We start from the raw sequence: 22,716 nt of genomic DNA on the forward strand, positions 1-22,716 counted from the left end.
TGGTCCACTCGGACCGCGGATCGCAAGGCGGATTCAATCGGTCGTCGCAACACCTTCAACTAAGAGGTGTGTATGGGGCGACCCGCAGGATGGATGAAGGAATTGACCGGGAGGGAGGCAATGCGCTCTCCGGGGGCTCCCTCGCTCCGGCGCGAAGTCGAGCGTCAATTCTGGGCACAGATTGCGACGGGAATCACCAGCGAGAAGGCCGCCGAAGCGGTTGGTGTGTCGCCGGTGGTCGGCACTCGCTGGTTCCGGCATCGCGGAGGTATGCCCTTGATGATGGCGAAACCGATTTGTGGCCGGTATCTGTCATTCGCAGAGCGAGAAGAGATCGGGCTGCTGCGCGCACAAGAGGTCGGAGTGCGGGAAATCGCTCGTCGCATTGGTCGAAGCCCGTCAACGATCTCGAGGGAGTTGAAACGCAACGCGGCCACTCGCGGCGGCAAGCTGGAGTATCGAGCGTCCGTCGCGCATTGGAAGTCCGATCTCGTAGCCAAACGGCCCAAGCCAGCCAAGCTGGTGACGAACCCCCGGCTGCGCGATTATGTCCAGCAGCACTTGGAGGGGACGATCCACGATGCACGTGGACGCGTGGTCGACGGCCCTCGACAAGCCCCGTTCATCGGTCGGAACAAGCCACACCGCGGTGACCGCCGATGGGTGAATGGCTGGTCACCGGAGCAGATTGCCAACCGCCTTCGGGTGGACTTCCCGGATGATCCGTCGATGCGCATTTCCCACGAAGCGATCTACCAAGCGCTCTACATTCAAGGGCGGGGTGCCCTCAAGCGAGAGCTGGTCAGTTACCTGCGCACCGGGCGCGCGCTGCGCACGCCACGCGCTAGGTCCCAGGCCAAAGCCTGGGCCCATGTGAGTGACGAGGTGATGATCGCCAGCCGCCCTGCCGAGGCAGACGATCGCGCGGTGCCGGGGCACTGGGAGGGGGACTTGATTATCGGCCTCGACCGGTCGGCCATCGGGACGCTGGTCGAACGGTCAAGCCGCTTCACGATGCTGGTGCACCTGCCGCGCGAGACCGGCTATGGACTGAAGCCCCGGACGAAGACTGGTCCAGCGCTGGGAGGTTACGGAGCCATCACCATGGCCAACGCGCTCACGCGAACAGTGACCAAGCTCCCGAGCCATTTATGGCAGTCACTCACGTGGGATCGTGGCAAGGAACTGTCCGATCATGCGCGCTTCTCGATCGAGTCCGGTGTGAAGGTCTTCTTTGCGGACCCGCATAGTCCGTGGCAACGCGGCACCAACGAGAACACGAACGGGCTGCTCCGCCAATACTTCCCCAAGGGCACGGATCTGTCTCGATGGAGTGAGCAAGAGCTGCAAGCCGTCGCACTGGCTTTCAACAATAGGCCGCGCAAAACGTTAGGATGGAAGACGCCGGCAGAGGCGCTGAACGACCATCTAAAATCTGTCGCACAACCCGGTGTTGCGACGACCGATTGAATCCGCCCTGGCTGCCCTGATCGGAATGCGCGAGATCACTGGGCGGTACGCCACGGCGCCACACGGCCATCATCAGCGCATCGGTCACCAGCTGCGCGGTCATCGTCTCCTGCATGGACCAGCCGACCGCGCGCCGCGAATAGAGATCGAGCACGACGGCAACATAGAGCCACCCCTCGGTGGTCCACAAATACGTGAAGTCTGCGACCCACTTCTGATTGGGCGCCGTCGCCGTGAAATCGCGATCCAGCAGATTCGGCGCAATCGCGTGCGGCGATCGCACGCCGTGATCGGCCGGCAATGCCCGTCGACGAGGACGCGCGCGCAGCCCCTGCGTGCGCATGACGCGCTCGACCTGGTGCAAGCCCACCACGAAACCGTCCTCGCGCACATCGCGCCAGAGGCGCCGTGCCCCGTACGTCCGATCGCTCAGGAGGAAGCGCCGATGCAGCGCTACCGCCAACGCGGCATCCGCCCTCGCCCGAGCGCTCTCGGGGCGTACGGTCCGTGCGTAGAACCCACTCGCTGACACACCGAGCATGTCACACAGCATCGCCACTGGCCACGTCCCTCGATGCTTCGCCACAAAGTCGAACTTCACATCGACTCCCTGGCAAAGTAGGCCGCGGCTTTTTTTAGGATGTCGCGCTCCATCCGCAACGTCGTCACCTCTTTGCGCAGTCGCGTCAGCTCGGCCTGCTCCGACTTGGCACTCTGGCGTCCCGTCGCGGCTGCAGCAGCATCACTCGTCACCGTCCGCATCCAGGTCCGGAGCAGATTGACATGAATCGAGAGATCGCGCGCCGCCTGCGCCATTGAGACCCCGCGCACCGTCACCAACCGGACGGCCTCCTGCTTAAATTCTTCGCTGAACTTGCGCCGTGCTTTGGCCATGACCTACCTCCCACTCCGTATGTACACCTAAGAAAGGTGTCTACGGAACCCGGGACAGCTCAGTTCGAGACTGCAAGAGTATCTTTGCAGAGCTTACTCAGGAGGCTTAGAAGCGTCGTCTTTCCGCAGCGCTTCTCAGGGGAGAGCACAGCAAGAATGGGCGAGATTTGGAACGCGTCGTCCGCAAAGGTAAACGCAGCGAAGAGCGCGACGGCCACCGCCTCTTCATGGGACAGAACGACGTGCCTTTTAAGCGCAGCGTAGGTATCCATAAGGATCTCCGATCCCGATACCGGTCCCGCGCAGGGCGTCGTGTTCTCTATCGGGGAAGCGCCCCTTTTTGATTGTGACTCTGATTGCTCAGTGCCGTTTGCTTTTGTCAACTGGTGGTCCCTCGGTGCTAACCGATTCCCGGCGATGACAGGTTGGCTCGATGAGGCAACACTGAAAAATTGTCCCGGCGAACAACGTTCAAAAGTGTACCTCTGAACCGTTGTGCTTCGAGACAGAATCGCCGAGGCCCGTTCCCAGCCGTTCTGTCAGAGGATGGCGCTAGTTCTCACTATTGCGCATCCGGCTGACTTCCGGACACTCTTCTATCGTCGGTGAGGTCGGTGAGGCAGTGAGAACCGGCGGCACTTCTGGCGGGTGTGCAGGTTCAGGTTTTCGATGTAACTGGTCGTGGCGTCGTCCATGTTCGGCTTGCCCATGACCTTGATTCTGGCTACGGCCTTGACCTTCGCCGGTCCATACCGGCGCATCGACTCTTTGTCAGAATTCTCGTACTCCTTAATGACCTTGGCGTAGTCTGCGCGCCGCTGCGTCCTCGACAACAGCGTAGGTGTTCTCCCACGAGCGCTCGCCGCACAGATACGAAATCACCAGCTTCGACTCGGACGCGAGCGCGACAAACGTCTAGACATCGCCGAATTCTTCGTTCTTTGAGCGGCCACGGTGCGCGTCGACGAATGACCATTGCTCATCGAATTCTTGGCGTGGCGCACGAACGCCGACGACGCGAAAGTCGTGGTAGAAGGCCGCAAAGTCGCCAACGCCGCCCAGCAAACGAAGTACCGTAGTCTTGGCTACGCCGGTAGCGCGAGCCGTGGGGCTCATGGCCATGCCTTCCGTGAGGCATCGAATGATCAACGCTTGGGTAGCCGCGCTCGTCTTGTTCATGGAAAGAGTATGCTAACCCCTTAGCAGTCTGTCCATGCTAACCAGTAAGCATCTTGCGCGAATCGCTTTCGTGTGCCATACTAACCCGTAAGCATTCCATTAACCACGAGGACCGATGTCAGACGACGCGAAGAAGTTCGGTGCGATGGGCGGGAAGAAGAGTGCGGCGAACATGTCAAAGAAGGCGCTCAAGGAGCGCGCTCAAAAGGCGTCTCAGGCGAGGTGGCAGAAGGGTATCCCAACGGCCCAATACGGATCCCCCGACCGCCCACTGCGCATTGGGGACTTGGAAATTCCATGCTACGTGCTTGACGATCAGCGGCGCGTACTGATCCAACGCGGCATGATGACAGCGCTCGACATCAAGCAGGGAACGGCGACCCGTGGCGCTGGTGATCGGCTGTCAAAATTCATTGGCACCAAAGCACTTAGTAGCTTCGTCTCTCCTGAATTGGGTCAGATGATCACCAACCCGATTGTCTTTCAGGTCGGGGGTGCGACAGCGTACGGATATGAGGCCACGATCCTAGCGGACATCTGTGACGCCGTCTTGGCTGCGCGGAAGGCGGGTGCGCTCAACTACCAGCAAGATCACATCGCAGAACAATGCGAACTGCTGGTTCGTGCGTTCGCTAGGGTTGGGATCGTAGCGCTCGTGGACGAGGCGACTGGATTCCAAGCAGAGCGCTCTCGCGACGCCTTGGCGAAGATCCTTGAGTCATTCGTCCAGAAGGAACTGCGCAAATGGGTGCGCACCTTTCCGCCACAGTACTACGAGCAGCTTTGCCGACTGCGGGATGTCGCCTACCCTCCCCCAAGCATGAAACTCCCTCAGTATTTCGGGATTCTGACGAACAGCATTGTGTACGACCGCCTTGCACCGGGTGTGAAGGATGAGCTGAAGCGCATCACGCCTCGCACCGAGTCGGGGAAGCTCAAGGACAAGATGTTCCAGAGACTCACGGATGACGTCGGCAATCCGAAGCTGTTGGAGCACTTGGCATCAGTTGTCGCGCTGATGAAGATCTCGCCCGACTACGAAACATTCGAGCTGCATCTGAATAAGGCGTTGCCCAAGTGGAGCGACACGCTCCAGTTGGCGCTTGACGACTAGGAACGCTTTGGGTCGTCGCCTCGCTTTGGCGGCGACGGCGGCTATCTGTAATGCGCTTCACGACATCGAATGCTGCGAAGTTCGGATCAGCAGCTCGCTTCCTAGGCGGCTGTTTCTTTGGGGTCTTCTTCGCGGTCATGATTCTAAATGGCGCACCATAGGCTCGTTGCTCTGTAACACCTGAAACGCTACCAGTGCCAACGGGACGATCGCAAACCGGCAAAAGCGCCCCGACCTGTGCCGCCCTCCGGGTCCCGGCACACAAGACGTAAAGAACAAGTCGAGGTCAGCCGAAGTTGTTGAGAAGGCGCGCGATGCTTCACCCCATACGCTTCCGCGTTCGTTCAGGTTGGAAAGTCGAGCACTGACACGCCGACGTTTGCGTTCTCCAAGCGATGGATCACAACGTTTTTCCGGTGATTGGAAGCGAGAAGCCTCGCCACGTCAACGCTCTGCATGAACGCAACCAGCGCATCGGGAGTGACGTCTTCCAAGACAGTTCTAGTCACACGCAGCGTCCGAGGCTGCTCAGGAGCACTAGGCTCGTGACGCCAAGCAAATACGTCGAAATCGACAACAAACCGGTCGGTCACCGGCCATTCTCGCGCCGAAAACCACGAGGAGATGGCTTCGTCGTGGACCGAAAACTCGGGGAATCCTTCGGCCATTCTTAAGGGCATGTCAGGCTCCGTTTTGCTCTGCTGTTCATGCGAGGGGATCTGTTAATACTCGGATTTTCCGAGAGCTCAATCTGAAGCTATTCCACTGGAGGCTCAGATAACGCTCCGGCTCCTCGTCGAACCGTTTTGGAGCATACACGATCGTGCACTACAAGCTTTGCCGTAGTAGGTGCACACCTTCTAACCAACTCCTGCGACTTCCTTTTCCAACGTCGGAAGCGTCTCGCCGCGATCGAAATACCCTATGATAGCCATCGCAACATCCAGCTGGCGCATTTTCGATCTATCGGCATTCCAAGACAGCAAGAACGTCAGCGGCCGTGGATACTGAGCGATTGCCTCGGGCAGATAATGGCCCGTTCTCATGCCACCGATTCCGCAGGCAATCAACTCGCCAAATAGGGATTGCAGGGTCTGGCGATCTGCGCCGAAGCGCTGCATCACGGCGTGTATTTCCGGGCGCCGAAGCGCGTAATCAATAGCGGCCGATTTCAACGCACTCTTCTTCTCAGCGTTCCCCATCGCGGTCTGGATGTCCTGTCCCGGCACCCCGCCCAAACCTTCGATGGCGCGGTAGATACGCCGAAGCTGAGAAGGCGGTCTACCAACCCAGCTCTCAAACGGGCCTTGCGACCCCATTCGCAACAGCCAAATCGCGACTCGCGGTCCGAGTATGCCTGCCAGTGGTCGAACAACAGCCAGCCAAACTCCTACCATGAGAAGAGCTGGCTTCCACTGTCCCATCGTCAGTGGTGCAATGAAACAGCCGACTATCAGCAGTCGGATAAAGAATCCGTTCTGGACGGATTTCGTGCCGCGAAGATAGTCATTAGTTCGCGCCGCGAGGGTTGCCGCAATCAACATCGAGTAAAGCCCAATCATCCCTCTCACTCTATTCTCCGGTGCCGATGGGAAATAGCAGCTCTGCTGTTGGCTAGACTAAGCTGTTGCCGGAAGGCCGCCGCAAATTGACGTACTTCGCTAATAGCTGAAGGAATCGCGCTTATTACGAGTGCAGGTCCTTGTTTCAGACGCTTCGGTGTGTCGGAACCTGTGCCGAGCATTGGGTCGCATTCGAGTGCAGCGAATCGTGTCAGCGCCCGGCTCGTTTCGCGCTAAGATGCTACCCGTCAATACCTTAGGCGCTCACAAGCGAACTCGAATCAAGTTTAGGAAACTTCCGCTCTATCCAACTGAGCTACGGGGACGGAACCGTACGGTGGAGCCACCGCACGGTGGAGCCACCGCAGGGTCGTTGCGAATCTCGTTGATCGGTGCGTCGCGCTCAAGTCTGTCCGGGTGTTCTCGTGCTCAGAAGGTCACCACAGCGTGTACGGCGCGATCTGGCAGTTTCGCCCGGCCATGCAGAAATCCGAGCTCGACCAGAACCGAGACCCCGGTAACCGATCCTCCCAGTCGCTCGATCAGACGGCAGGCCGCGGCAGCCGTTCCGCCAGTGGCCAGAACATCGTCGACCACCAGGACGCGGGCGCCTGCCCCAACCGCGTCGGTATGCATCTCCAGCACGTCGCTCCCGTACTCGAGGTCGTACGATTCACGTGCCGTTTTCCAGGGCAGCTTGCCCGGTTTCCGCGCCGGCGCGAACGGCACGTCAAGCTGCAGCGCCATCGGCATGCCAAACAAGAAGCCACGGCTCTCGACGCCGACCAGATGGGTGACACCGGAACGGCGAAAAGGCGCCAGCATCTCCGTCATCACGTCGCGCATCAGCGCCGGATCGGCAAGCACCGGCGTGATATCCTTGAAGAGAATGCCCGGGCTGGGAAAGTCCGGGACATCCCGAAGCGTGGCAGTCAGTCGATCGATCAGCGTGGCGGTCATGCGCCGCAACATATCGCCGACCGCCCGCTATCGCTCGATCAGGAAGGGCGTGGGGAGACCCATCGCGTCGAAGCTTGTGAGTTCCCGCCGAACCACGTTGCTGACCGTCGAGTACTGCGGGCCGATCGTCAGAACGCGTTCCAGCGTGTCCAGCGCCATCGCTTCCCCGGACGCGACGAGCACCACGGCTCCATCAGGCTCATTGCGCACCCACCCAGCGAGCCCGAGCGCTCGGGCCTGCTCACGCACGTACCAACGGAAGCCGACGCCCTGCACTTCCCCTTCCACCCGGTAGCGGCGAACCGCCAGCGCCATTACCGACGGACGCCGAGGAGGGCGGCAAGCGCGGCGGCCAGTGCGGCGGCGTCACCGAGACGGGGCTCATAGCCGGCCAGCGAGATCTCGCCGTCGCGAACACGACGGGCAAGGAGTTCGAGCGCCCGCGCCGCAGCCTCGGCGCTTTCATCACCGGCGCGACGCGCCCGATCCGCCCACGGTTCAAGCGCGCTGTTCGATCCCGGCGTCGACGTCCGGCTCGGCGCGGCGGAGCGCTCCTTTTGAAGCGGCATGATGTCAATCATGTCGTCATCGCTCCACGCGGCAAGCGGTTCTGGAGACGGCGACGCGTCGAACAAGCGCGCGGCCTCACCTGATGCGCCGGCGATGCCCTCATGGTCGCGCATCTCATCGGCCAGTGCCCGCATTTTCTCGGCAGCTTCGTCCAGCGCCCACGCATCGGAGGGCGTCGGCGCCTCTGGGGCTGGGGCGGTCATCGTCCACTCGGTGGCCGCGACAGCCTCCTCGACAATCGCCTCCGCGGACGGTGGCGTGAATGACGCGGCTGGCTCGTCGACCGCCCGCATTGGCATCGCCGGTGTCGACGAGAGGAACGCGTCAATCCAGGGGAGCGGTGGCGTCTCCAGCGGTAACGACACACTCGGCTCAGCCGGCGAAACGGCAACCGGACCTGCGGTTTCGTCAAGAATGGCTGGCAGATCAAACGCGGGCGTCACGAAATCATCCTGCGCCATCGACCCGAGCGGCGTGAAGTACGCTGGTGTCGGATACGATGGCGGCATCTCTGCGGCCGACGCCGCCCCCACCGAGAGCGGCGTCACCGAGAGCGGCGTCACGGCCCGCGCTGCGTCGAGGGCTGGCGTTCTGCGCCACGGCTCGGGCACGTACGGACCGACCTTCAATCGAACCGGGTTCAGCGCACGGTCACCCTGCGCGCTCCCCGTGTGCGGAAACGCATACGGAGTGCGAGTCGAGCGCAGGTCAGCGCCGCTGGAAGGATTCGAGGCAGGTGTGGACATAGCGTGGTCAGGCCGTGAGTGCCGAAGATGCGCTGAGGAGCAACCGCGCGCAAACGGGCGCGGGTGTCGGGTCCGTCAGGCCGGCCAACCACCGGCCCCAATCAAGGGGACGAAGCGGACCGGAACGATGTCACGACCTTCCAGCTGTCCGTTCCGTTTCACGAACAGCGTCAACATCTGTTCGTCCCTATCACCGATGGGAATCAGCATCCGTCCGCCCTCGGCCAACTGTTCCTCCAAGGCGGGCGGTACGTGGGGCGCACCCGCGCTGACGACGATCCCATCGTATGGACCATACTCACGCCAGCCGAGCGTGCCGTCACCGAGCAGGATGGAGACGTTACGCACGTTGGCGTGCTGCAGAATCGGGCGCGTCTTGTCGAGGAGTGCCGGAAAGCGTTCGATCGAGAACACCTGGGCCGCGAGCTCCGCCAGCAGCGCCGTCTGATAGCCGGACCCTGTACCGATCTCGAGCACCTTTTCCTTGCCCGTGAGCATCAGTTGCTCGAGCGCGCGTGCGTGCACGTACGGCTGCGAGATCGTCTGCCCGCTGCCGATCGGGAGTGCCGAGTCTTCGTAGGCCCGATGACGCACCGTGGGCGGCACAAACAGATGCCGTGGCACCTGATCGATGGCGCGCAAAACCGCGAGGTCACGAATGCCCTTATCCTGGAGCGCCTCGACGAGCCGTCGGCGCGCGCCGCGGAACTCCGGTTCTACAGAGGACGCCACCAATCCGTCGCCGTATCGAGCACATCGCGGTGCGTGAGGTCGAGGTGCAACGGGGTCACCGAGATATACCCGTCGTGTACGGCGCGGAAATCCGAATCCTCCGGACCACTCCACTCCACAGTACCGCCGCCGATCCACAGGATTTCTCTACCCCAGGGATCCTTCATCTTCGTGATGGAGTCGCTGAACACACGACGTCCAAGTCGCGTCAGGCGAACGCCTTTGATCTGGTCACCGGCCACGTTTGGCAGGTTCACGTTCAACAACGTCTCACGCGGAAACGACGTGAGCGACATCAAGTGCTTCAGTAGGTCGCGCAGCACATCAACCTGCGTCTCAAGCAACGCGTCGGCGCGTAGCACACTGCCGGCAAACGAGACCGCGATCGACGGAATGCCGAGCGCCAGACCTTCCATCGCGGCCGCCACCGTGCCGCTGTAGAGCACATCCTCGCCCATGTTCGGGCCGTGGTTGATCCCGCTGATCACGTAATCCGGGCGCTCGTCGAGCAGCACCTCGCAGGCGAGCATCACGCAATCGGTCGGCGTGCCGTCCACCTGCCAGCGTCGCTCGCCGAGTTGCACGGGCCGCAACGGATGATGCAAGGTGAGCGAATGGCTGGTGGCGCTCTGTTCACGATCGGGAGCCACGACACTGAGCTCGCCAAGCGGGAAGCAGGCCTGCTCGAGCACGCCCAACCCCTTGGCGAGAATGCCATCGTCGTTACTGAGGAGAATGCGCATGGGATCGGGTGAAAGACAAAGAGCAATCAGCGCGCGGGATGCGTCTGAGCGAGTCGGGCTTAGCGGGGACGCGGGGACGGACGGTCGTCGAGAATGGCCTGCAACTCCGCCAGATCGCGCTCGATGCTCTCGAGCGCTTCGATCTCGAGTGCTGCCCGGGCCGCTGGTCGTAGGGAGCCCCCTTTGCGGTGCTCATCGAGTTTTTGGCGCGCGCCGTCAATCGTGTACTTCTCGGTATACAGCAAATGCTTCACGAGCAAGATCAGTTCGACCTCGCGACGCGCGTAGACGCGGTTGCCGCTCCGATTCTTTGCCGGATTCAGGAGCTTGAACTGGCTTTCCCAGTATCGCAGGACGTGCGGCTTGAGATCGGTGAGTGAACAGACCTCGCCAATGGAGTAGAACTCCTGGATCGGCTCGCCGCGGGGCGCCGCCACGTCAGTCGCGCTCCGCGCGCAGCTCGCGCGCCATCAGTTCCGCGACGGCTTCGCGCGGGGCCTGCCGTTCGAACAGGATGCGATACGTCGCGTCGATAATCGGCATCTCCACGTCGGCACGGTCGGCGAGGGCCTTGGCGCTCTGCGCGTTCAGCACGCCCTCGGCGACGCTGTCCTTTCCGGACAGCGCTTCATCGAGAGACTGCCCCTGCCCGATCGCCACGCCGAGGGCGCGGTTGCGCGACAGCGCGCCCGTGCACGTGAGCACGAGATCGCCCAGCCCCGCGAGCCCGGCAAAGGTCTCGGCACGTGCGCCGAGCGACACGCCGAGGCGCGTCATCTCGGCCAGGCCTCGCGTCATCAGGGCCGCGCGCGGATTGTAGCCGAGTCCCAGCCCGTCAAGGATGCCCGTCGCCACCGCCATCACGTTCTTGAGTGCACCGCCGAGTTCCACACCGACAATGTCGTCGCTGGTGTACACCCGGAAAGCGGCCGCGCTCATCGCGGACTGCACGAGCTTGGCCGCGTCATGCGACGCGCTCGCGGCCACGACCGCGGTCGGCTGTCCTTGCGCCACTTCAGCGGCGAAGCTTGGTCCGCTCACGGCCACGACCTCATGTCCGAGCGCTTCCTGCGCCACAACATCCGTCATCAACGCCAGCGTCTCGCGCTCGATACCCTTGGTCGCAACCGAGAGTACCGCACCCGGCGCGATCGACCCGGCGGAGGACGCAACCACGGCGCGCAGGACGTGTGATGGCGCGGCGTAGACCACCAGACCGGCACCCCGAAGCGCAACTCCCATATCGCTGCTTGCCGTGAGTCCCGGAGCGAGCGCGATGTTCGGAAGGAAGCGCGGATTCTCGTGACGGGCGTTCACCGCCTCGACCACGTCGTGTTCACGGGCCCAGATGGTGACGCGATGACCATTGCGCACGAGACGATCCGCGATCGCCGTGCCCCAGGCACCGCCACCGATCACGGCGCAGGCCAGCGGCGTCTCCATTACGCGCGACCTCCAGCAGAAGACGACGACGAGCTCGTGCCGACGCGACGCTCTTCCCCGCGCCGAAGGCGACCGATGTTCTCGCGATGGGTCCAGAAGACAAATGCACCGACTGCCGCACTCACCAACACCAGCGGCGTGATCTCGCGCTGCTGCAGCAACACCGCCACGGGAAGTACCACGGCGCCGACCAGTGATCCGAGCGAGACATAACGCGTTATCGCCACCGCGATGATGAAACCGACGATGGCGCAGAGCGCAGGAATGGGAGCGAGCGCGATGAAGACGCCACTCGCCGTCGCGACGCCTTTCCCGCCACCTTTGCCCATCAGAAACACCGGACGCACGTGCCCGAGGATGGCCAACAAGCCGAACGCGGCGCCCCACGGCCATCCGGTGGCTCCGCCGATCGCGCCGGGCAGCAGCAGCACAGGCAAGGCGCCCTTGAGACCGTCGACGACGTACACGAGCAGCCCCCACTTCCATCCCAGTGTGCGGAAAACATTGGTCGCACCAAGGTTGCCCGATCCTACTGTCCGCAGATCGACACCGTTCGCCCTTCCCACGAGGTACGCCGTGGGAAACGAGCCAATGACGTACGCGGCAAGCAACGCCGCGGCCTGGGCGATCATGGGACTCACGACTCGCGCTTGCTCCGCATGATGATGCGCATCGGCGAGCCCGTGAATCCCCACTTCTCACGAAGCTGGTTGTGAATGAAGCGGATGTAGTTCTCGGGGATCAAGTCCGGATGATTGCCGAAGAATGCAAACGTGGGCGGAGAGGTCTCCACCTGCGTGGCGTAATTCAGCTTCACTTCGCGACCTGCCGCCTGGGGCGGCTGCAGTCGGGCGATGATCTCCTGCAGCGCATCATTCACCTGGGAGGTGGAGATGCGGCGCGTGCGCTGTTCCTGCACTTCCAGCGCCATGTCGAGCACCTTGTTGACGCGCTGGCCCGTGAGCGCCGACGTGAACAGGAAGGGTACGAAGCCGAGATAGGGCACCTTCTCCACGGCATCCTTCCGGAACTTGGCCGAGCTCTTGTCGGTCTTGTCCGCGTACAGGTCCCACTTGTTGATCACCATGATCAGGCCGCGGCCGGCTTCCCACGCCAACGTCGCGATCTTGAGATCCTGGTTCTGCAAGCCTTCCGTGGCGTCGACCATCAGGATGCACACGTCCGACGAATCGATGGCGCGCCGGGTGCGCAGCGCCGAGTAGAACTCGATGCCGTCGTCGATCTTCGACTGACGCCGCAAACCGGCCGTGTCGACGAAGATGATCTCTTGGTCGTGATAGCGCATTGGCGCGTCGATCGAATCGCGCGTCGTGCCCGATTCGTCGTTCACGACCAGGCGCTCCTCGCCAAGCAGCTTGTTCACGAACGACGACTTGCCCACGTTCGGTCGGCCGATCACGGCGATACGCACCGCCTCCGACGGCACTTCATCCGTTTCGGGGATGGCAGCGACAACGGCGTCGAGCAGGTCTCCCGAGCCCTTACCGTTGGCGGCGGACACGGGATACACATCGGTCACGCCCAGCCGATAAAAATCGTAGAAGTCGGCACTGTTGGGGTCGTCGACCTTGTTGGCGACAAGCACCCACGGCTTCTTGGCGTGCCGCAGAATGTCGACGAGGCGCGCATCGCTGGGGTGCACGCCGACCTTGGCATCCACCACGAGCATCAGGAGATCGGCTTCATCGATCGCCTGCATGACTTGCTTGCGGATGGCGACGTCCATCGGCTCGTTCGAATCTTCGACGAGTCCGCCGGTATCGACCAGCCAGAAGTGGTGGCCGGCCCAATCGGCCTGGCCGAAATGGCGGTCGCGGGTCGTGCCCGCTTCCTCACTGACGATCGCTGACGCTTCGCCGACGATACGATTGAACAGATGGGACTTCCCGACATTGGGACGTCCGACGATGGCTATGACTGGAAGACTCATGCGGCTGGTTGGAACGCCGCGTCACCTTCCGGGACCAGCGCGTCTATGAAATCGTACGAAGGATATACCGGCATCGGCAGCGATTCTCGCACCGCCACGAACGACTCTTCATCGAGGAAGAGTCCATCGTCGTTGATGCACTCGGCGGGAATGAGCGCGAGATCGAGATCGTGCCGATCGGAAAGCGCCTTGCGAATATCGGCGCCGACCAGCAGGCCGGCGGTGGTCGTGGTCGGACCGAACAACGAGTTCTCCATCGTAATGAGCGAGAACTCGGCGCCGGTGGCTTCACGCAGCAGGTCGAGCAACTCGGGCATCAACGGCGTCATGGAGACACCCGTTACGACGCCGATCTTTTTGCCGTCGAGGCGGGGCAACTGCGCGAGTCCGTCGCGCACGCGGGCTCGCAGGGATGTCACGGCACCGACGCCATTCTCGATCTGCGAGAAGTCGCCGTAATGCTCCATGTCGGGGAGCGGTTCGTCGGACAGCAGATACAGCTCGTCGGATCCAAACACCCAACGGTCGCCCCGCTCCGCCAAGCCACGCTCTTCCCAGCGGTGCACGGTTTCGAGCAAGCGACGCGCGTTGACAGCGTCCATCGATTTGCCGTTGTACAGGTGCGAGAACTGGGTCACGCCGACTGGAACGAGCGCCACCGACATCACGGCGTCGCCGAGGTTCCAGAGGTCGGTGAGCGACTGCTCGAGCACGTCACCGTCGTTGAGCCCTGGCACGATCACCATCTGTCCGTGGAACTGAATGCCACCCTCGGCCAGCCGCGTGAGTTGGTCCACAATATTCGGGACACGCGGGTTGTTGAGCAGGATCTTGCGCGCTTCCCACGGCGTAGCATGCACCGACACGTACAGGGGTGACAGGCGGTACTCGAGGATGCGCGCGATGTCCTTCTCTTTCACGTTCGACAACGTGGCAAAGTTGCCGTAGGCGAAGGACAGCCGGTAATCGTCGTCGCGGATATAGAGGCCTTTCCGAAGGCCCTTCGGGAGTCCTTCGATGAAACAGAATTCGCACCGGTTCGCGCACCGACGCACCGTGGGCGGAGCGAGCTCCACGCCCATCGGTTCACCACCTTCCCGTTCAATATCGTATTCGACTTCGGAACCATCCGGCATCCGCGCCGACACGATGAACGCCTCATCGGCCGTCAGGAACTCCCAATCAAGGAAGTCTTCCAACGGCCGTTCGTTGACGGCGAGGAGTTCAGTGCCGGGAACGATGCCGATTTCGTCGGCGATGCTCCCCGGCTGCACACGTGTGACGCGAACCATGACCCGGGACGAAAACGGGGGAAGAGGCCCAAAGGCCTTCCCCCGGATGACAAGGGGCGGCAACCGTAGCGCTGCCGCCCACTTGAGAAAATATACGAACTGTGAGGTCCGAAGTCAATTTAGAACATGGACTTACTTGAGCGGCGCGTAGCGGTATGCGACCGCTTTCGGCGCGTCGAGCTTCACCGAGAAGGTCGTGTTTCCCCCTGCGTCGATCGGTCCGATCGCCACGTCCTTCGTCGCCACGACGGCACCGGCCGCATCGAGCAGCTCGAGCTTCATCGTCCACGAGGCAGTCGCGCTGCCTTCGTTGTTGACCGTTCCCTGCACCGAATACGCGTTCCCTGATTTCTGCGCGAGCGTGATGTCCACCCGCGGATTCGTCTTGGTCTGCTTGTCGAGATAGAACAGCACGGAATCGTTCGCCGTCTTCTTCTTCGCCGCGTCGGTCTCCGCGCGCGCCTTCAGCTGCCAGAGACCGGCCATGAGGCGATAGCCACGGTCGAAATTGGGATCGACTTCCACGAGACGCGTCACCACCGGCCCCATGCGCTCCGTGTCCTTCAGCGTGAAGAGCACGTTGGCATAGTTCAGCAGAGCGACCCGGTGATACGGATTCTTCTTGATCCCATTCTCGAACAACTTCGACGCATCAGCGTCATGACCGGTAGCCGCCGCATTCGACGCCGCCTCGAAGAGCTGGTCGGCGGAGAACTTGTCCGGCGCGCTCAGCATATCGGCGAAGATCGCCGAGACGGCCGCAGTGTCACCGGACAAGCGTACGGCCCGACCCAGCGCCTGCGCCGCATTGGCGTCACCTGGCGTGTCTTTGAGATACGCTTCGAGCAGTGCGCGGGCCGTCTTGATCTCGGCGTCCTTCTTCTCACCAGCCGCTTCCGCTTCGGCACGGGTCAAGCTGATGACCGCCAGATTGTACCGACTCTGCTGCTTGACCCTCGCGTACAACGTGTCGGATCCAGACAACGCGATCACCTTCTCCATCGCGATCATCGCGCTGTCGATCTTGTTCTGCTTCTGGTACACCGCCGACAGTACGTTCCACGGACGGGGATCCGTGCCCGACACCTGCAACGACAGATTGGCGAAATACGTGGCCGAGTCGTTCTGCTCCGCAGACATGGCGGCGATCGCCTTGTTCAGGATTTCTCCGAAGAACTGCGCACGATACGGGCGTACCTTCTCCTTACACTGGGGCAGCATGGACTCAATGGCGGTCGCCGCCGAATCGAGGCCGAGCAACAGATTCTGGCTCCCCGTCGGATTCTGGGTGAAGCCGACGTCGCCGCGCTTCATGACCAGCGTCGCGTTCTCGCGCTGCAGCCACTGTGCATAGGTGCGCAGCAGCATCCACTGCCGACCCGCCTCGTTCTTGATCTTCGACGGGTCGTCGGTGAGTACGCGAATCGAGTTCTGCAGGTGCTTGGGCACCTCGTCGGCTCGCTTCGCGGCCGCGGCGGCGATCACGTACTGCTTCGCGCCATTCACCTGAAACGGGCTACTGTCGTTGATCTCGCAAGCGCCTTGCGCGACGGAAGCCATCGGCAATCCCGCGCTGAGCACCGTCGCGCTCACAACCGTCGTCCACATCCGAGCCTTCATCACTGCTCTCCTCGTAAGTGCATAGATAGCTACTACGTCGTTGTACCCCGACGGGCGCACAGGTTCATTCGTACCCTGTGCGCACCCCTCACCGTCAAGCGCCTCGTCCCAGCGGCGACAGCGTAGTCGCGCGAAGTATAGGCGCCGAACACCATCATGCGCGGTAGGACGCGCCGCTGCCGGTATTGAACACCACAACCTCGGCATCGGCCGAGAGCGTGCCCGCCGTCACCGCATCGTGCAGTACGGAGAGCGCACAGCCGCCCTCTGGTGCCGCGTCGATGCCCGTTGCGGTGGCCAACCGCAGCGTCCAGTCGCGGATCGCCTCCTCGGTCGCCGTGTCGGCGATGCCGTGCGTCTCGCGCAGCACTCGAAGCAAAAGGCGGTCGCCAAGCGGTGACGGAACCCTGAGGCCGCTGGCGTACGTCACGGGATCAACCCACGGCGTGGCCCGATCCTCATTGGCCGCGAAGGCCCGAGCAATCGGTGCGCATCCCGCAGCCTGCGCGACCACGTACCGAGGCTGTTTGGCCCCGTCGGGAAGCCAGCCACCAGCCATGAGCTCGTTGATGGCCTTCCAGATGCCGATCGTCCCTTCCCCGCCGCCGGTCGGGTAGACCAACGCGTCGGGTAATCGCCAGCCGAGCTGCTCTGCCATTTCGAAACCCATCGTCTTCATACCTTCGACGCGATAGGGCTCTCGAAGCGTGGACACGTTGAAATAGCCGGATTCGGCGGCGTAGGCGATCGCGAGCTTGCCGGCATCACCGATGTGTCCATCGATCCGCACCAGCGTGGCTCCGAGCGCCTCAATCGTATCGAGAATAGGGCGCGGCGTGGTCCGCGGCGCGAACACGCGCACGGGTAAGCCCGCCGCGGCACCGTAGGCGGCAAGGGCCGCACCGGCATTGCCCGCCGTCGGTACCACGAGGCCAGGATACCCCTGAGCCTTGGCGCGCGTCACCGCGGCGCTCATGCCGCGGGCCTTAAAGGACACCGTCGGATTCTGTGATTCGTCCTTGATCCAGAGGCGGCGGACGCCGGTGGCGGCGGCGAGGGCCGGCGCCTCGATCATGGGCGTCAACCCCTCACCGAGCGACACGGGCACTTCGCCGGCCTCGAGCGGCATGAACGGCGCGTAGCGCCAGGCGTCCCACCGATCGGCCAATGGCGTCCCCTTCGGTACCGGCGCGTACTGCGCGAAGAGGGGCTGTCCGCACGCACCACACACGGAGGCGCGGTCGCGCTCCGCTGCCGTATCGCACGCCGAGCAGCGAAGAGTCCAGGTCGCAGAAGTCATTCGAGGGTCGAGTCGGGAGGAACGTCAGAAGTCGGATCGATGGCAATATCCGACGGAGTTTCACGGGAGGGAACGCCCAGCGCCGAAAGCAGCCGTGCTGCAGAGCCGGAGCCGAAGCCCGGTACGGCCGCGATCTGCTCGATCGTGGCCTCGCGAACCCCCTGCACGCTGCCGAAGGCCGTGAGGAGGGCCCGGCGCTTCGTGGGACCGACGCCGGGAATCTTCAACAGCTCCGACGTGATCGTACGCGCTGCGCGCTTCTGTCGCTGAAACGTGACGGCAAAACGGTGGGCTTCATCGCGGGCCTGCTGCAGCATGCGTAACGCCGGCGAGCGACGCGGCAGGCGCACGGGATCGCTGCGGCCGGGCAGAAAGATCTCTTCGTCGCGCTTGGCGAGACTGATCAACCCAATCGAGGTGATCCCCAGTGCATCGAGCGCCGCGCGCGCGGCACCGAGCTGTCCCTTGCCGCCGTCGATCACTGCCAGATCGGGAAGCGCCAACTCCTCGGTCACGCGACGCGTGAAGTAGCGCGTGACAACTTCATGCATCGACTTGAAGTCGTCGTTGCCTTCGAAGATCGCGATCTTGAACTTGCGATACTCGGCACGCTTCGGTCGGCCGTTCTCGAACCAGACTGCGCTCGCCACGACATCCGTGCCCTGGGCGTGTGAAATATCGAAACAGATGAGCGATCGCGGCAGGCGTGGCAGTCCCAGCTCTCGCTGCAGCTCGTACACGGGATCGACCGCGCGTTCATCCGCCTCAAGCGCGGCGAGCTTGAATTCTTCGAGCAGGTGCTGCGCGTTCTTGTCGGCGAGGTCGACAAGCGCGCGACGTGGTCCGCGCTGCGGGATTCGGATCTTGGTTCCATCGAGCGAAGACTCGAGGGGCTCGCGATCCTCGAAATCGAACGGCACCAGCAGATCCGCCGCGCGGGCCTCCGCCGTGCGATACCATTGGGCGAGGCAGGCGCCGAGAACGGCACCATCCTCCTCGTCTTCCGCGTGCTCCACCAGACGGTGGTCACGCGCCAGCAACTTGCCACCGCGAATGCGCATGATCACGACGCAGGCGTCCTCACCGTCGCGCGCATAGCCGACCACGTCGCGGTCGCCACCTTCGACTTCGAGCACGACCGTCGGCTCCTCCATCTTCTCGAGATGGCGCAGCGCGTCGCGCAGCTCGCCGGCGCGCTCGAAGTCGAGTCGCTCAGACGCGTCCATCATTCGCTCGCGGACGTGGCGCACGACGTCACTCGTGCGGCCGTCAAGAAACCAGACGACCTCGTTGATCATTGCACGATAGTCATCCGTGGACTGATAACCGACGCACGGTGCCTGGCAGCGCTTGATGAAATAGTCGAGACACGGGCGTTCCGGCGCTTCCTTCGGCAAGTTGTAGTGACAGGACCGCACCGTGAAGATCCGCTTGACGACGTTCAGCGCGCGACGCATGGAGCCGACGTCCGTGTACGGTCCGAAGTACCGGGCCCCGTCGTCCTGCAGCCGTCGCGTTACGATGACGCGCGGAAACGGCTCCTGCACGGTGACCTTGATGTACGGATACGACTTGTCGTCGCGGAGCGCGATGTTGAAACGCGGATGATACTCCTTGATAAGCGTCGCTTCGAGAATCAACGCGTGTGCTTCACTCGGCACGACGATCGTATCGAGCGCCCGCACCTTGCGCATCAATCCGCGCGTCTTCGGACTGCTCAAGTGATCCTGCGCCCAATAGCTCTTCACGCGGGAGCGCAGACGCTTCGCCTTCCCGACGTACAGCACCTGCCCCTCGGCATCCTTCCACAGATACACCCCCGGCGACTCGGGCAGATGCGGCAGCTTCTGCGCGACGCTGGCCGGCATACCGCGCGCGATGGCGGCGCTGGTCCAGTCATCCTCCGGCACCAACAGCGCATCGCTGAGCCGCTGATCGTGGTCGGCGCTCATTTGCCGACCGTCCGCACGGGGCGGCGAAGCCACCGTGCTGCCTCGGCGGAACCCATCACCCACGCCACCAAGAGGTACGTGACACCGAAACCGGCGAGCACTGGAATGCCAACCAGCCGCGGATGCGCGGTGGGGAGCCAGCGAACCTGCGCATATCGCAGCACAGAACCCACGACGGCAGCAGCCAACGCCGCTAGCACAATGCGGAGTGTACCACGCCACATGCTCGCCGTGTACAACGCACCGAGGCGACGGTGCAGCCCGCGCGCAAGCATGACCAAGTTCACGTACGACCCAACGGCCGACCCGAGCGCGATACCGGCGGCCGCGACAGAGTAGGATCGCAACGGCACCGCAACGCCGACCGATACGATCACAGAAACCACGATACTCGTAAGAGAGGCGCGAAGTGGCGTTCGATAGTCTTGCAGAGCATAGTACGCTGACCCGAGCAGTTTGACCGAGCCGAAGCTCACGAGCCCGATGGAGTACGCCGCGAGGACCCAGTGCACCGACGTCTGCTCATCGAGACCAAATCGACCAGCACGATAGAGGATGCCGACGCAGTAATCGCCCAGCACGATGAAGGCGACGGCACTCGGGATGATGTAGAAAAGAATGCGCTGCCAGCCACTTCGCACTTTCTCCAACAGCGCATCCATAGCCATCGCACCGGAATCACGCGACAAATCGGGGAGCGCGGCAGCCGCGACTGAAACACCGAAAAGCGACACCGGCAACAGGGCCAGCGTGTTGGCGTACCCTAAGCTTGCGACTGCACCCGATGGCAGAAACGACGCGATGTACAGATCGACAAAAGATGAGATCTGAACGACTCCGAGTGCGGTAACCACGGGCAGTACGTTACGGAGCATCGGCATGACGCCTTCCGCCGCCCGGTCGAGCGTGGGACGAAGCGGGCCCGCCAGTCGAACGACTTCGGGAGCCTGGGCCGCGATCTGCAAGAGCGCACCGCCAAGTGTGGCCCACGCCAGCCAATACGAGAGCGTGGCCGTATCGGGGGCGCGCGGTCCGCCGATGAGGAGTAATGCGATCTGGGCGAGCGACCAGATCGCCGCACTGGCGTAAGACCAGAAGAATCGTCGGTGCGAGTTCTGAATGCCGAGACACCAACCGCTGAGCACCATCAAGCCGGTCATGGGAAACATCACGCGGGTGAGCCGCGTGGTCAGCTCTCGTGTCGCCTCGTCGAAGCCGGCGGCCAGCAGGCTTGTCAGAATGGGCGCTGCCACGATGCCGAGCAGTGTCAGGATCGACGTCGCAACGAGCAGTAGGCCGAGCACCGCATTCGACAGCGCGCGCGCGGCGCGCGGATCCTCGCGCGACAGCAACCGACTGTAAATCGGGACAAAGGCCGCCGACAACGTGCCTTCGCCTAGCAAGTTCCGCACGGCATTGGGAATCTTGAACGCAGCTCCGTATGCGTCGGCAGCCGGTCCCGCGCCGAAGTAGTACGCAAACGCCGTCTGTCGCAGGAGCCCGACCACGCGACTGATGAGGATGCCCGCACCAACGACGAACGCGGAGCGTCCGCCCCCGGCCTCACTCATGAGGCGGCGCGCGTTCCATGCACGAGCGACTGCGCGTGCGATTGCGACGCGTCGCGGAGGCGGAGCAAGAGCCCGACGCCGAATCGCGCGAGATACGGCAGCAAGTTGAGCACGCGCTCCGGTGACTTCCCCATGGGACGCAGCGAGGCGCGCACGTAGGCGAGCTCGCGCATCGCGTCGACTTCGTTCCGCTTCACGCCGCCTAGCACACGGTGCTCGAACTTATCGATTCGGTGCGTGAGGTCGCGCGACAATCCGGCGATCACGTCGTGGTTGACCGGCGAACCGGCACCGTCGACACTGTCGCGCAGCGCACGGAGCTGCGCATCGATCGCCACACGCAGGCGCTCGAGCGTGTCGCTGATCCCGTCGTCGAGCAGGCGCTGGGCAACCTGCTGTTCGGCGGCGTGCGGGTCGCGAAGCATGGCCTCCGACAGACCAAGGCGATCAAGCGCGCGATAGGCATCGCCGTCGATCACCTCTCCGGCCCAGCGCGGAGACGCCACCGGCGCCGGTGCGCCGAGCGCCGACGCGATCGGTGAGACCTGCGCGAAATACGCCAGCTCACCGGGCCCCGCGAGATACGTCAGCGTCGGCAGCAGCGAGCGCTCCAGCACTGGACGTAAGAGCACGTTCGCGCCGAGCGTGCCGGGTTCTGCTTCACGGGCAACGGTGGCAGCCTCTGCGACGGGCACGCGCACCCGCACGCGTTGCACGCCTTCGCCGATCGAAACCAAGCCGGTGTGAAATACCAGGGACAGGCCGTCGATGACATCGACTTGCGGCGCATAGCCAGCGCTCTCGATCGCCTGCGTGCGGGCTGACAACGATTCTGAAACCGCCGCGGCTGCCGTGAGCGCATGGCGCAGGAAGCGATCCGACGCGACGCGGAAGGCGGGATGCGACGCATCGAGTACCGCTATGCCGAGCGGTTCGAGCAGCGACCGGAGCAATTGCACGTACGCGGCGCCGACGGTGGCATGCGGCACATACGCCGCATCGACGGCATCGAGCACGCTCGCCTGCGCGGCCGATCCGCACGCCGTGGTGAGCGCGGCTCTGGCAGCGCTCAGGTCACCGAGCGGCACGTCGGCCATGGCGACGCCTTCCGTCGGTTGCCCGGAAAGGGACAGTGACTGAAGACCGCGCGCCGTCGCGACGTGCGTGACGGCAGCTTCCATCCAATCGGCGTCATCGGTGGCTGCCCAGAACACGGGCGCCACAGGCATATCGATGGCTGCCGAAAGTTCGTCCGCCAACGACAGCGCACTGAGCGCTTTGCTCCAGGTGTACGCCGGCCCGCCGAACAGGCCGGGCTGCTGCCCCGTCGTGACGACCACGCCGCGAGCGGCCGCCTGTGCCAAGCGATCGGCAGCGGCCCCCGTGGCCGCGAAGGCCGGGGCCAGCGTCGTGAGCCAGTCGTAACCATCCAATGAGGCACGCACCTGCAATGCATGTGCGCGCCACGCGGCCGGGGAGTTGGGCCGTTGGGAATACCACTCCGCCCCGACGTCGCCGCGCTGCACCGCTTGAGAAAGCGTGCTGCCGCCCAGCTGGGCCGTGCGTACGATCACGCCGTCTACCGACATCGGAACTGGTTCACGGACAGTCACGCCC

21 protein-coding genes and 1 pseudogene are annotated in these 22,716 nt (G+C 63.2%); 2 read left to right on the forward strand and 20 right to left on the reverse strand.

Annotated elements, in window-relative coordinates; translation table 11 throughout:
• Window positions 1-93 precede the first annotated feature (93 nt).
• Window positions 94-1,470 (forward strand): IS30 family transposase, encoded by a 1,377-nt coding sequence (locus RMP10_RS09655; protein ID WP_310570126.1) that lies wholly within the window; start codon window positions 94-96, stop codon window positions 1,468-1,470.
• A gap of 7 nt (window positions 1,471-1,477) precedes the next feature.
• Here RMP10_RS09655 and RMP10_RS09660 read toward each other — a convergent pair.
• From RMP10_RS09660 to RMP10_RS09670, 3 genes and pseudogenes are all read right to left on the reverse strand, one after another.
• Window positions 1,478-2,364: pseudogene (locus RMP10_RS09660) on the reverse strand (IS3 family transposase); the annotation flags it as partial.
• 59 nt (window positions 2,365-2,423) lie between these two features.
• Window positions 2,424-2,636: a hypothetical protein gene (locus RMP10_RS09665; protein WP_310570106.1), complete on the reverse strand. Its 213-nt coding sequence runs from the start codon at window positions 2,634-2,636 to the stop codon at window positions 2,424-2,426.
• Window positions 2,637-3,279: 643 nt separating this feature from the next.
• Window positions 3,280-3,543, reverse strand: coding sequence for a hypothetical protein (locus RMP10_RS09670; protein ID WP_310570107.1), 264 nt, complete (start codon window positions 3,541-3,543; stop codon window positions 3,280-3,282).
• A 115-nt stretch (window positions 3,544-3,658) separates the two neighbouring features.
• On the opposite strand from RMP10_RS09670, the gene RMP10_RS09675 reads away from it, so the two are divergent.
• Complete coding sequence (locus tag RMP10_RS09675) at window positions 3,659-4,657, forward strand: P63C domain-containing protein (protein WP_310570108.1); 999 nt, start codon at window positions 3,659-3,661, stop codon at window positions 4,655-4,657.
• A 344-nt stretch (window positions 4,658-5,001) separates the two neighbouring features.
• On the opposite strand, the gene RMP10_RS09680 is transcribed toward RMP10_RS09675, so the two are convergent.
• The 17 genes from RMP10_RS09680 to bshC form a co-directional block, all read right to left on the reverse strand.
• On the reverse strand, window positions 5,002-5,337 hold the full coding sequence (locus tag RMP10_RS09680) for a hypothetical protein (protein ID WP_310570109.1): 336 nt from the start codon (window positions 5,335-5,337) through the stop codon (window positions 5,002-5,004).
• Between the two features lie 180 nt (window positions 5,338-5,517).
• Window positions 5,518-6,219 (reverse strand): hypothetical protein, encoded by a 702-nt coding sequence (locus RMP10_RS09685; protein WP_310570110.1) that lies wholly within the window; start codon window positions 6,217-6,219, stop codon window positions 5,518-5,520.
• Window positions 6,220-6,648: 429 nt separating this feature from the next.
• Window positions 6,649-7,179 carry an adenine phosphoribosyltransferase gene (locus RMP10_RS09690; RefSeq protein ID WP_309669770.1) on the reverse strand — a complete coding sequence of 177 codons (531 nt, stop codon included), beginning with the start codon at window positions 7,177-7,179 and terminating at the stop codon, window positions 6,649-6,651.
• A gap of 27 nt (window positions 7,180-7,206) precedes the next feature.
• Window positions 7,207-7,488, reverse strand: coding sequence for an acylphosphatase (locus RMP10_RS09695; protein WP_345785790.1), 282 nt, complete (start codon window positions 7,486-7,488; stop codon window positions 7,207-7,209).
• 5 nt (window positions 7,489-7,493) lie between these two features.
• On the reverse strand, window positions 7,494-8,495 hold the full coding sequence (locus tag RMP10_RS09700) for a hypothetical protein (protein ID WP_310570111.1): 1,002 nt from the start codon (window positions 8,493-8,495) through the stop codon (window positions 7,494-7,496).
• Window positions 8,496-8,570: 75 nt separating this feature from the next.
• On the reverse strand, window positions 8,571-9,227 hold the full coding sequence (locus RMP10_RS09705; RefSeq protein WP_309669766.1) for a protein-L-isoaspartate(D-aspartate) O-methyltransferase: 657 nt from the start codon (window positions 9,225-9,227) through the stop codon (window positions 8,571-8,573).
• Window positions 9,212-9,970 carry a 5'/3'-nucleotidase SurE gene (gene surE, locus RMP10_RS09710; RefSeq protein ID WP_309669765.1) on the reverse strand — a complete coding sequence of 253 codons (759 nt, stop codon included), beginning with the start codon at window positions 9,968-9,970 and terminating at the stop codon, window positions 9,212-9,214. Before surE ends, RMP10_RS09705 begins: the two co-directional genes overlap by 16 nt.
• Window positions 9,971-10,029: 59 nt before the next feature.
• The gene (locus tag RMP10_RS09715; RefSeq protein WP_310570112.1) at window positions 10,030-10,407 is read right to left on the reverse strand and encodes a MerR family transcriptional regulator; all 378 of its coding nucleotides are present in this window, start codon (window positions 10,405-10,407) and stop codon (window positions 10,030-10,032) included.
• A gap of 1 nt (window position 10,408) precedes the next feature.
• On the reverse strand, window positions 10,409-11,413 hold the full coding sequence (locus tag RMP10_RS09720) for an NAD(P)H-dependent glycerol-3-phosphate dehydrogenase (RefSeq protein ID WP_310570113.1): 1,005 nt from the start codon (window positions 11,411-11,413) through the stop codon (window positions 10,409-10,411).
• Complete coding sequence (gene plsY / locus RMP10_RS09725) at window positions 11,413-12,045, reverse strand: glycerol-3-phosphate 1-O-acyltransferase PlsY (protein WP_310570114.1); 633 nt, start codon at window positions 12,043-12,045, stop codon at window positions 11,413-11,415. Before plsY ends, RMP10_RS09720 begins: the two co-directional genes overlap by 1 nt.
• 5 nt (window positions 12,046-12,050) lie before the next feature.
• On the reverse strand, window positions 12,051-13,364 hold the full coding sequence (gene der, locus RMP10_RS09730; protein ID WP_309669761.1) for a ribosome biogenesis GTPase Der: 1,314 nt from the start codon (window positions 13,362-13,364) through the stop codon (window positions 12,051-12,053).
• Window positions 13,361-14,656, reverse strand: coding sequence for a DUF512 domain-containing protein (locus tag RMP10_RS09735; RefSeq protein WP_310570115.1), 1,296 nt, complete (start codon window positions 14,654-14,656; stop codon window positions 13,361-13,363). Before RMP10_RS09735 ends, der begins: the two co-directional genes overlap by 4 nt.
• A 132-nt stretch (window positions 14,657-14,788) precedes the next feature.
• Window positions 14,789-16,276, reverse strand: a complete 1,488-nt coding sequence (locus tag RMP10_RS09740; RefSeq protein WP_310570116.1) for an FxLYD domain-containing protein — start codon at window positions 16,274-16,276, stop codon at window positions 14,789-14,791.
• A gap of 154 nt (window positions 16,277-16,430) precedes the next feature.
• Window positions 16,431-17,576 carry a threonine synthase gene (locus RMP10_RS09745; protein WP_310570117.1) on the reverse strand — a complete coding sequence of 382 codons (1,146 nt, stop codon included), beginning with the start codon at window positions 17,574-17,576 and terminating at the stop codon, window positions 16,431-16,433.
• Window positions 17,573-19,528, reverse strand: a complete 1,956-nt coding sequence (gene uvrC, locus RMP10_RS09750) for an excinuclease ABC subunit UvrC (protein WP_310570118.1) — start codon at window positions 19,526-19,528, stop codon at window positions 17,573-17,575. Before uvrC ends, RMP10_RS09745 begins: the two co-directional genes overlap by 4 nt.
• On the reverse strand, window positions 19,525-21,099 hold the full coding sequence (murJ, locus tag RMP10_RS09755; RefSeq protein WP_310570119.1) for a murein biosynthesis integral membrane protein MurJ: 1,575 nt from the start codon (window positions 21,097-21,099) through the stop codon (window positions 19,525-19,527). The genes uvrC and murJ overlap by 4 nt, the downstream gene beginning before the upstream one ends.
• Window positions 21,096-22,712 carry a bacillithiol biosynthesis BshC gene (bshC, locus tag RMP10_RS09760; RefSeq protein ID WP_310570120.1) on the reverse strand — a complete coding sequence of 539 codons (1,617 nt, stop codon included), beginning with the start codon at window positions 22,710-22,712 and terminating at the stop codon, window positions 21,096-21,098. Before bshC ends, murJ begins: the two co-directional genes overlap by 4 nt.
• Window positions 22,713-22,716: the final 4 nt, after the last annotated feature.

It is taken from the genome of Gemmatimonas sp. (assembly GCF_031426495.1).
Classification (GTDB): Bacteria; Gemmatimonadota; Gemmatimonadetes; order Gemmatimonadales; family Gemmatimonadaceae; genus Gemmatimonas.

Excerpts from the sequence above, each read along its gene's own strand:
- RMP10_RS09655 (WP_310570126.1), top strand. The coding sequence starts at position 94 with ATGAAGGAATTGACCGGGAGGGAGGCAATGCGCTCTCCGGGGGCTCCC.
- RMP10_RS09665 (WP_310570106.1), bottom strand. The coding sequence starts at position 2,636 with ATGGATACCTACGCTGCGCTTAAAAGGCACGTCGTTCTGTCCCATGAA.
- RMP10_RS09670 (WP_310570107.1), bottom strand. The coding sequence starts at position 3,543 with ATGAACAAGACGAGCGCGGCTACCCAAGCGTTGATCATTCGATGCCTC.
- RMP10_RS09675 (WP_310570108.1), top strand. The coding sequence starts at position 3,659 with ATGTCAGACGACGCGAAGAAGTTCGGTGCGATGGGCGGGAAGAAGAGT.
- RMP10_RS09680 (WP_310570109.1), bottom strand. The coding sequence starts at position 5,337 with ATGCCCTTAAGAATGGCCGAAGGATTCCCCGAGTTTTCGGTCCACGAC.
- RMP10_RS09685 (WP_310570110.1), bottom strand. The coding sequence starts at position 6,219 with ATGATTGGGCTTTACTCGATGTTGATTGCGGCAACCCTCGCGGCGCGA.
- RMP10_RS09690 (WP_309669770.1), bottom strand. The coding sequence starts at position 7,179 with ATGACCGCCACGCTGATCGATCGACTGACTGCCACGCTTCGGGATGTC.
- RMP10_RS09700 (WP_310570111.1), bottom strand. The coding sequence starts at position 8,495 with ATGTCCACACCTGCCTCGAATCCTTCCAGCGGCGCTGACCTGCGCTCG.
- surE (WP_309669765.1), bottom strand. The coding sequence starts at position 9,970 with ATGCGCATTCTCCTCAGTAACGACGATGGCATTCTCGCCAAGGGGTTG.
- RMP10_RS09720 (WP_310570113.1), bottom strand. The coding sequence starts at position 11,413 with ATGGAGACGCCGCTGGCCTGCGCCGTGATCGGTGGCGGTGCCTGGGGC.
- plsY (WP_310570114.1), bottom strand. The coding sequence starts at position 12,045 with ATGATCGCCCAGGCCGCGGCGTTGCTTGCCGCGTACGTCATTGGCTCG.
- der (WP_309669761.1), bottom strand. The coding sequence starts at position 13,364 with ATGAGTCTTCCAGTCATAGCCATCGTCGGACGTCCCAATGTCGGGAAG.
- RMP10_RS09735 (WP_310570115.1), bottom strand. The coding sequence starts at position 14,656 with ATGGTTCGCGTCACACGTGTGCAGCCGGGGAGCATCGCCGACGAAATC.
- RMP10_RS09740 (WP_310570116.1), bottom strand. The coding sequence starts at position 16,276 with ATGAAGGCTCGGATGTGGACGACGGTTGTGAGCGCGACGGTGCTCAGC.
- RMP10_RS09745 (WP_310570117.1), bottom strand. The coding sequence starts at position 17,576 with ATGACTTCTGCGACCTGGACTCTTCGCTGCTCGGCGTGCGATACGGCA.
- uvrC (WP_310570118.1), bottom strand. The coding sequence starts at position 19,528 with ATGAGCGCCGACCACGATCAGCGGCTCAGCGATGCGCTGTTGGTGCCG.
- murJ (WP_310570119.1), bottom strand. The coding sequence starts at position 21,099 with ATGAGTGAGGCCGGGGGCGGACGCTCCGCGTTCGTCGTTGGTGCGGGC.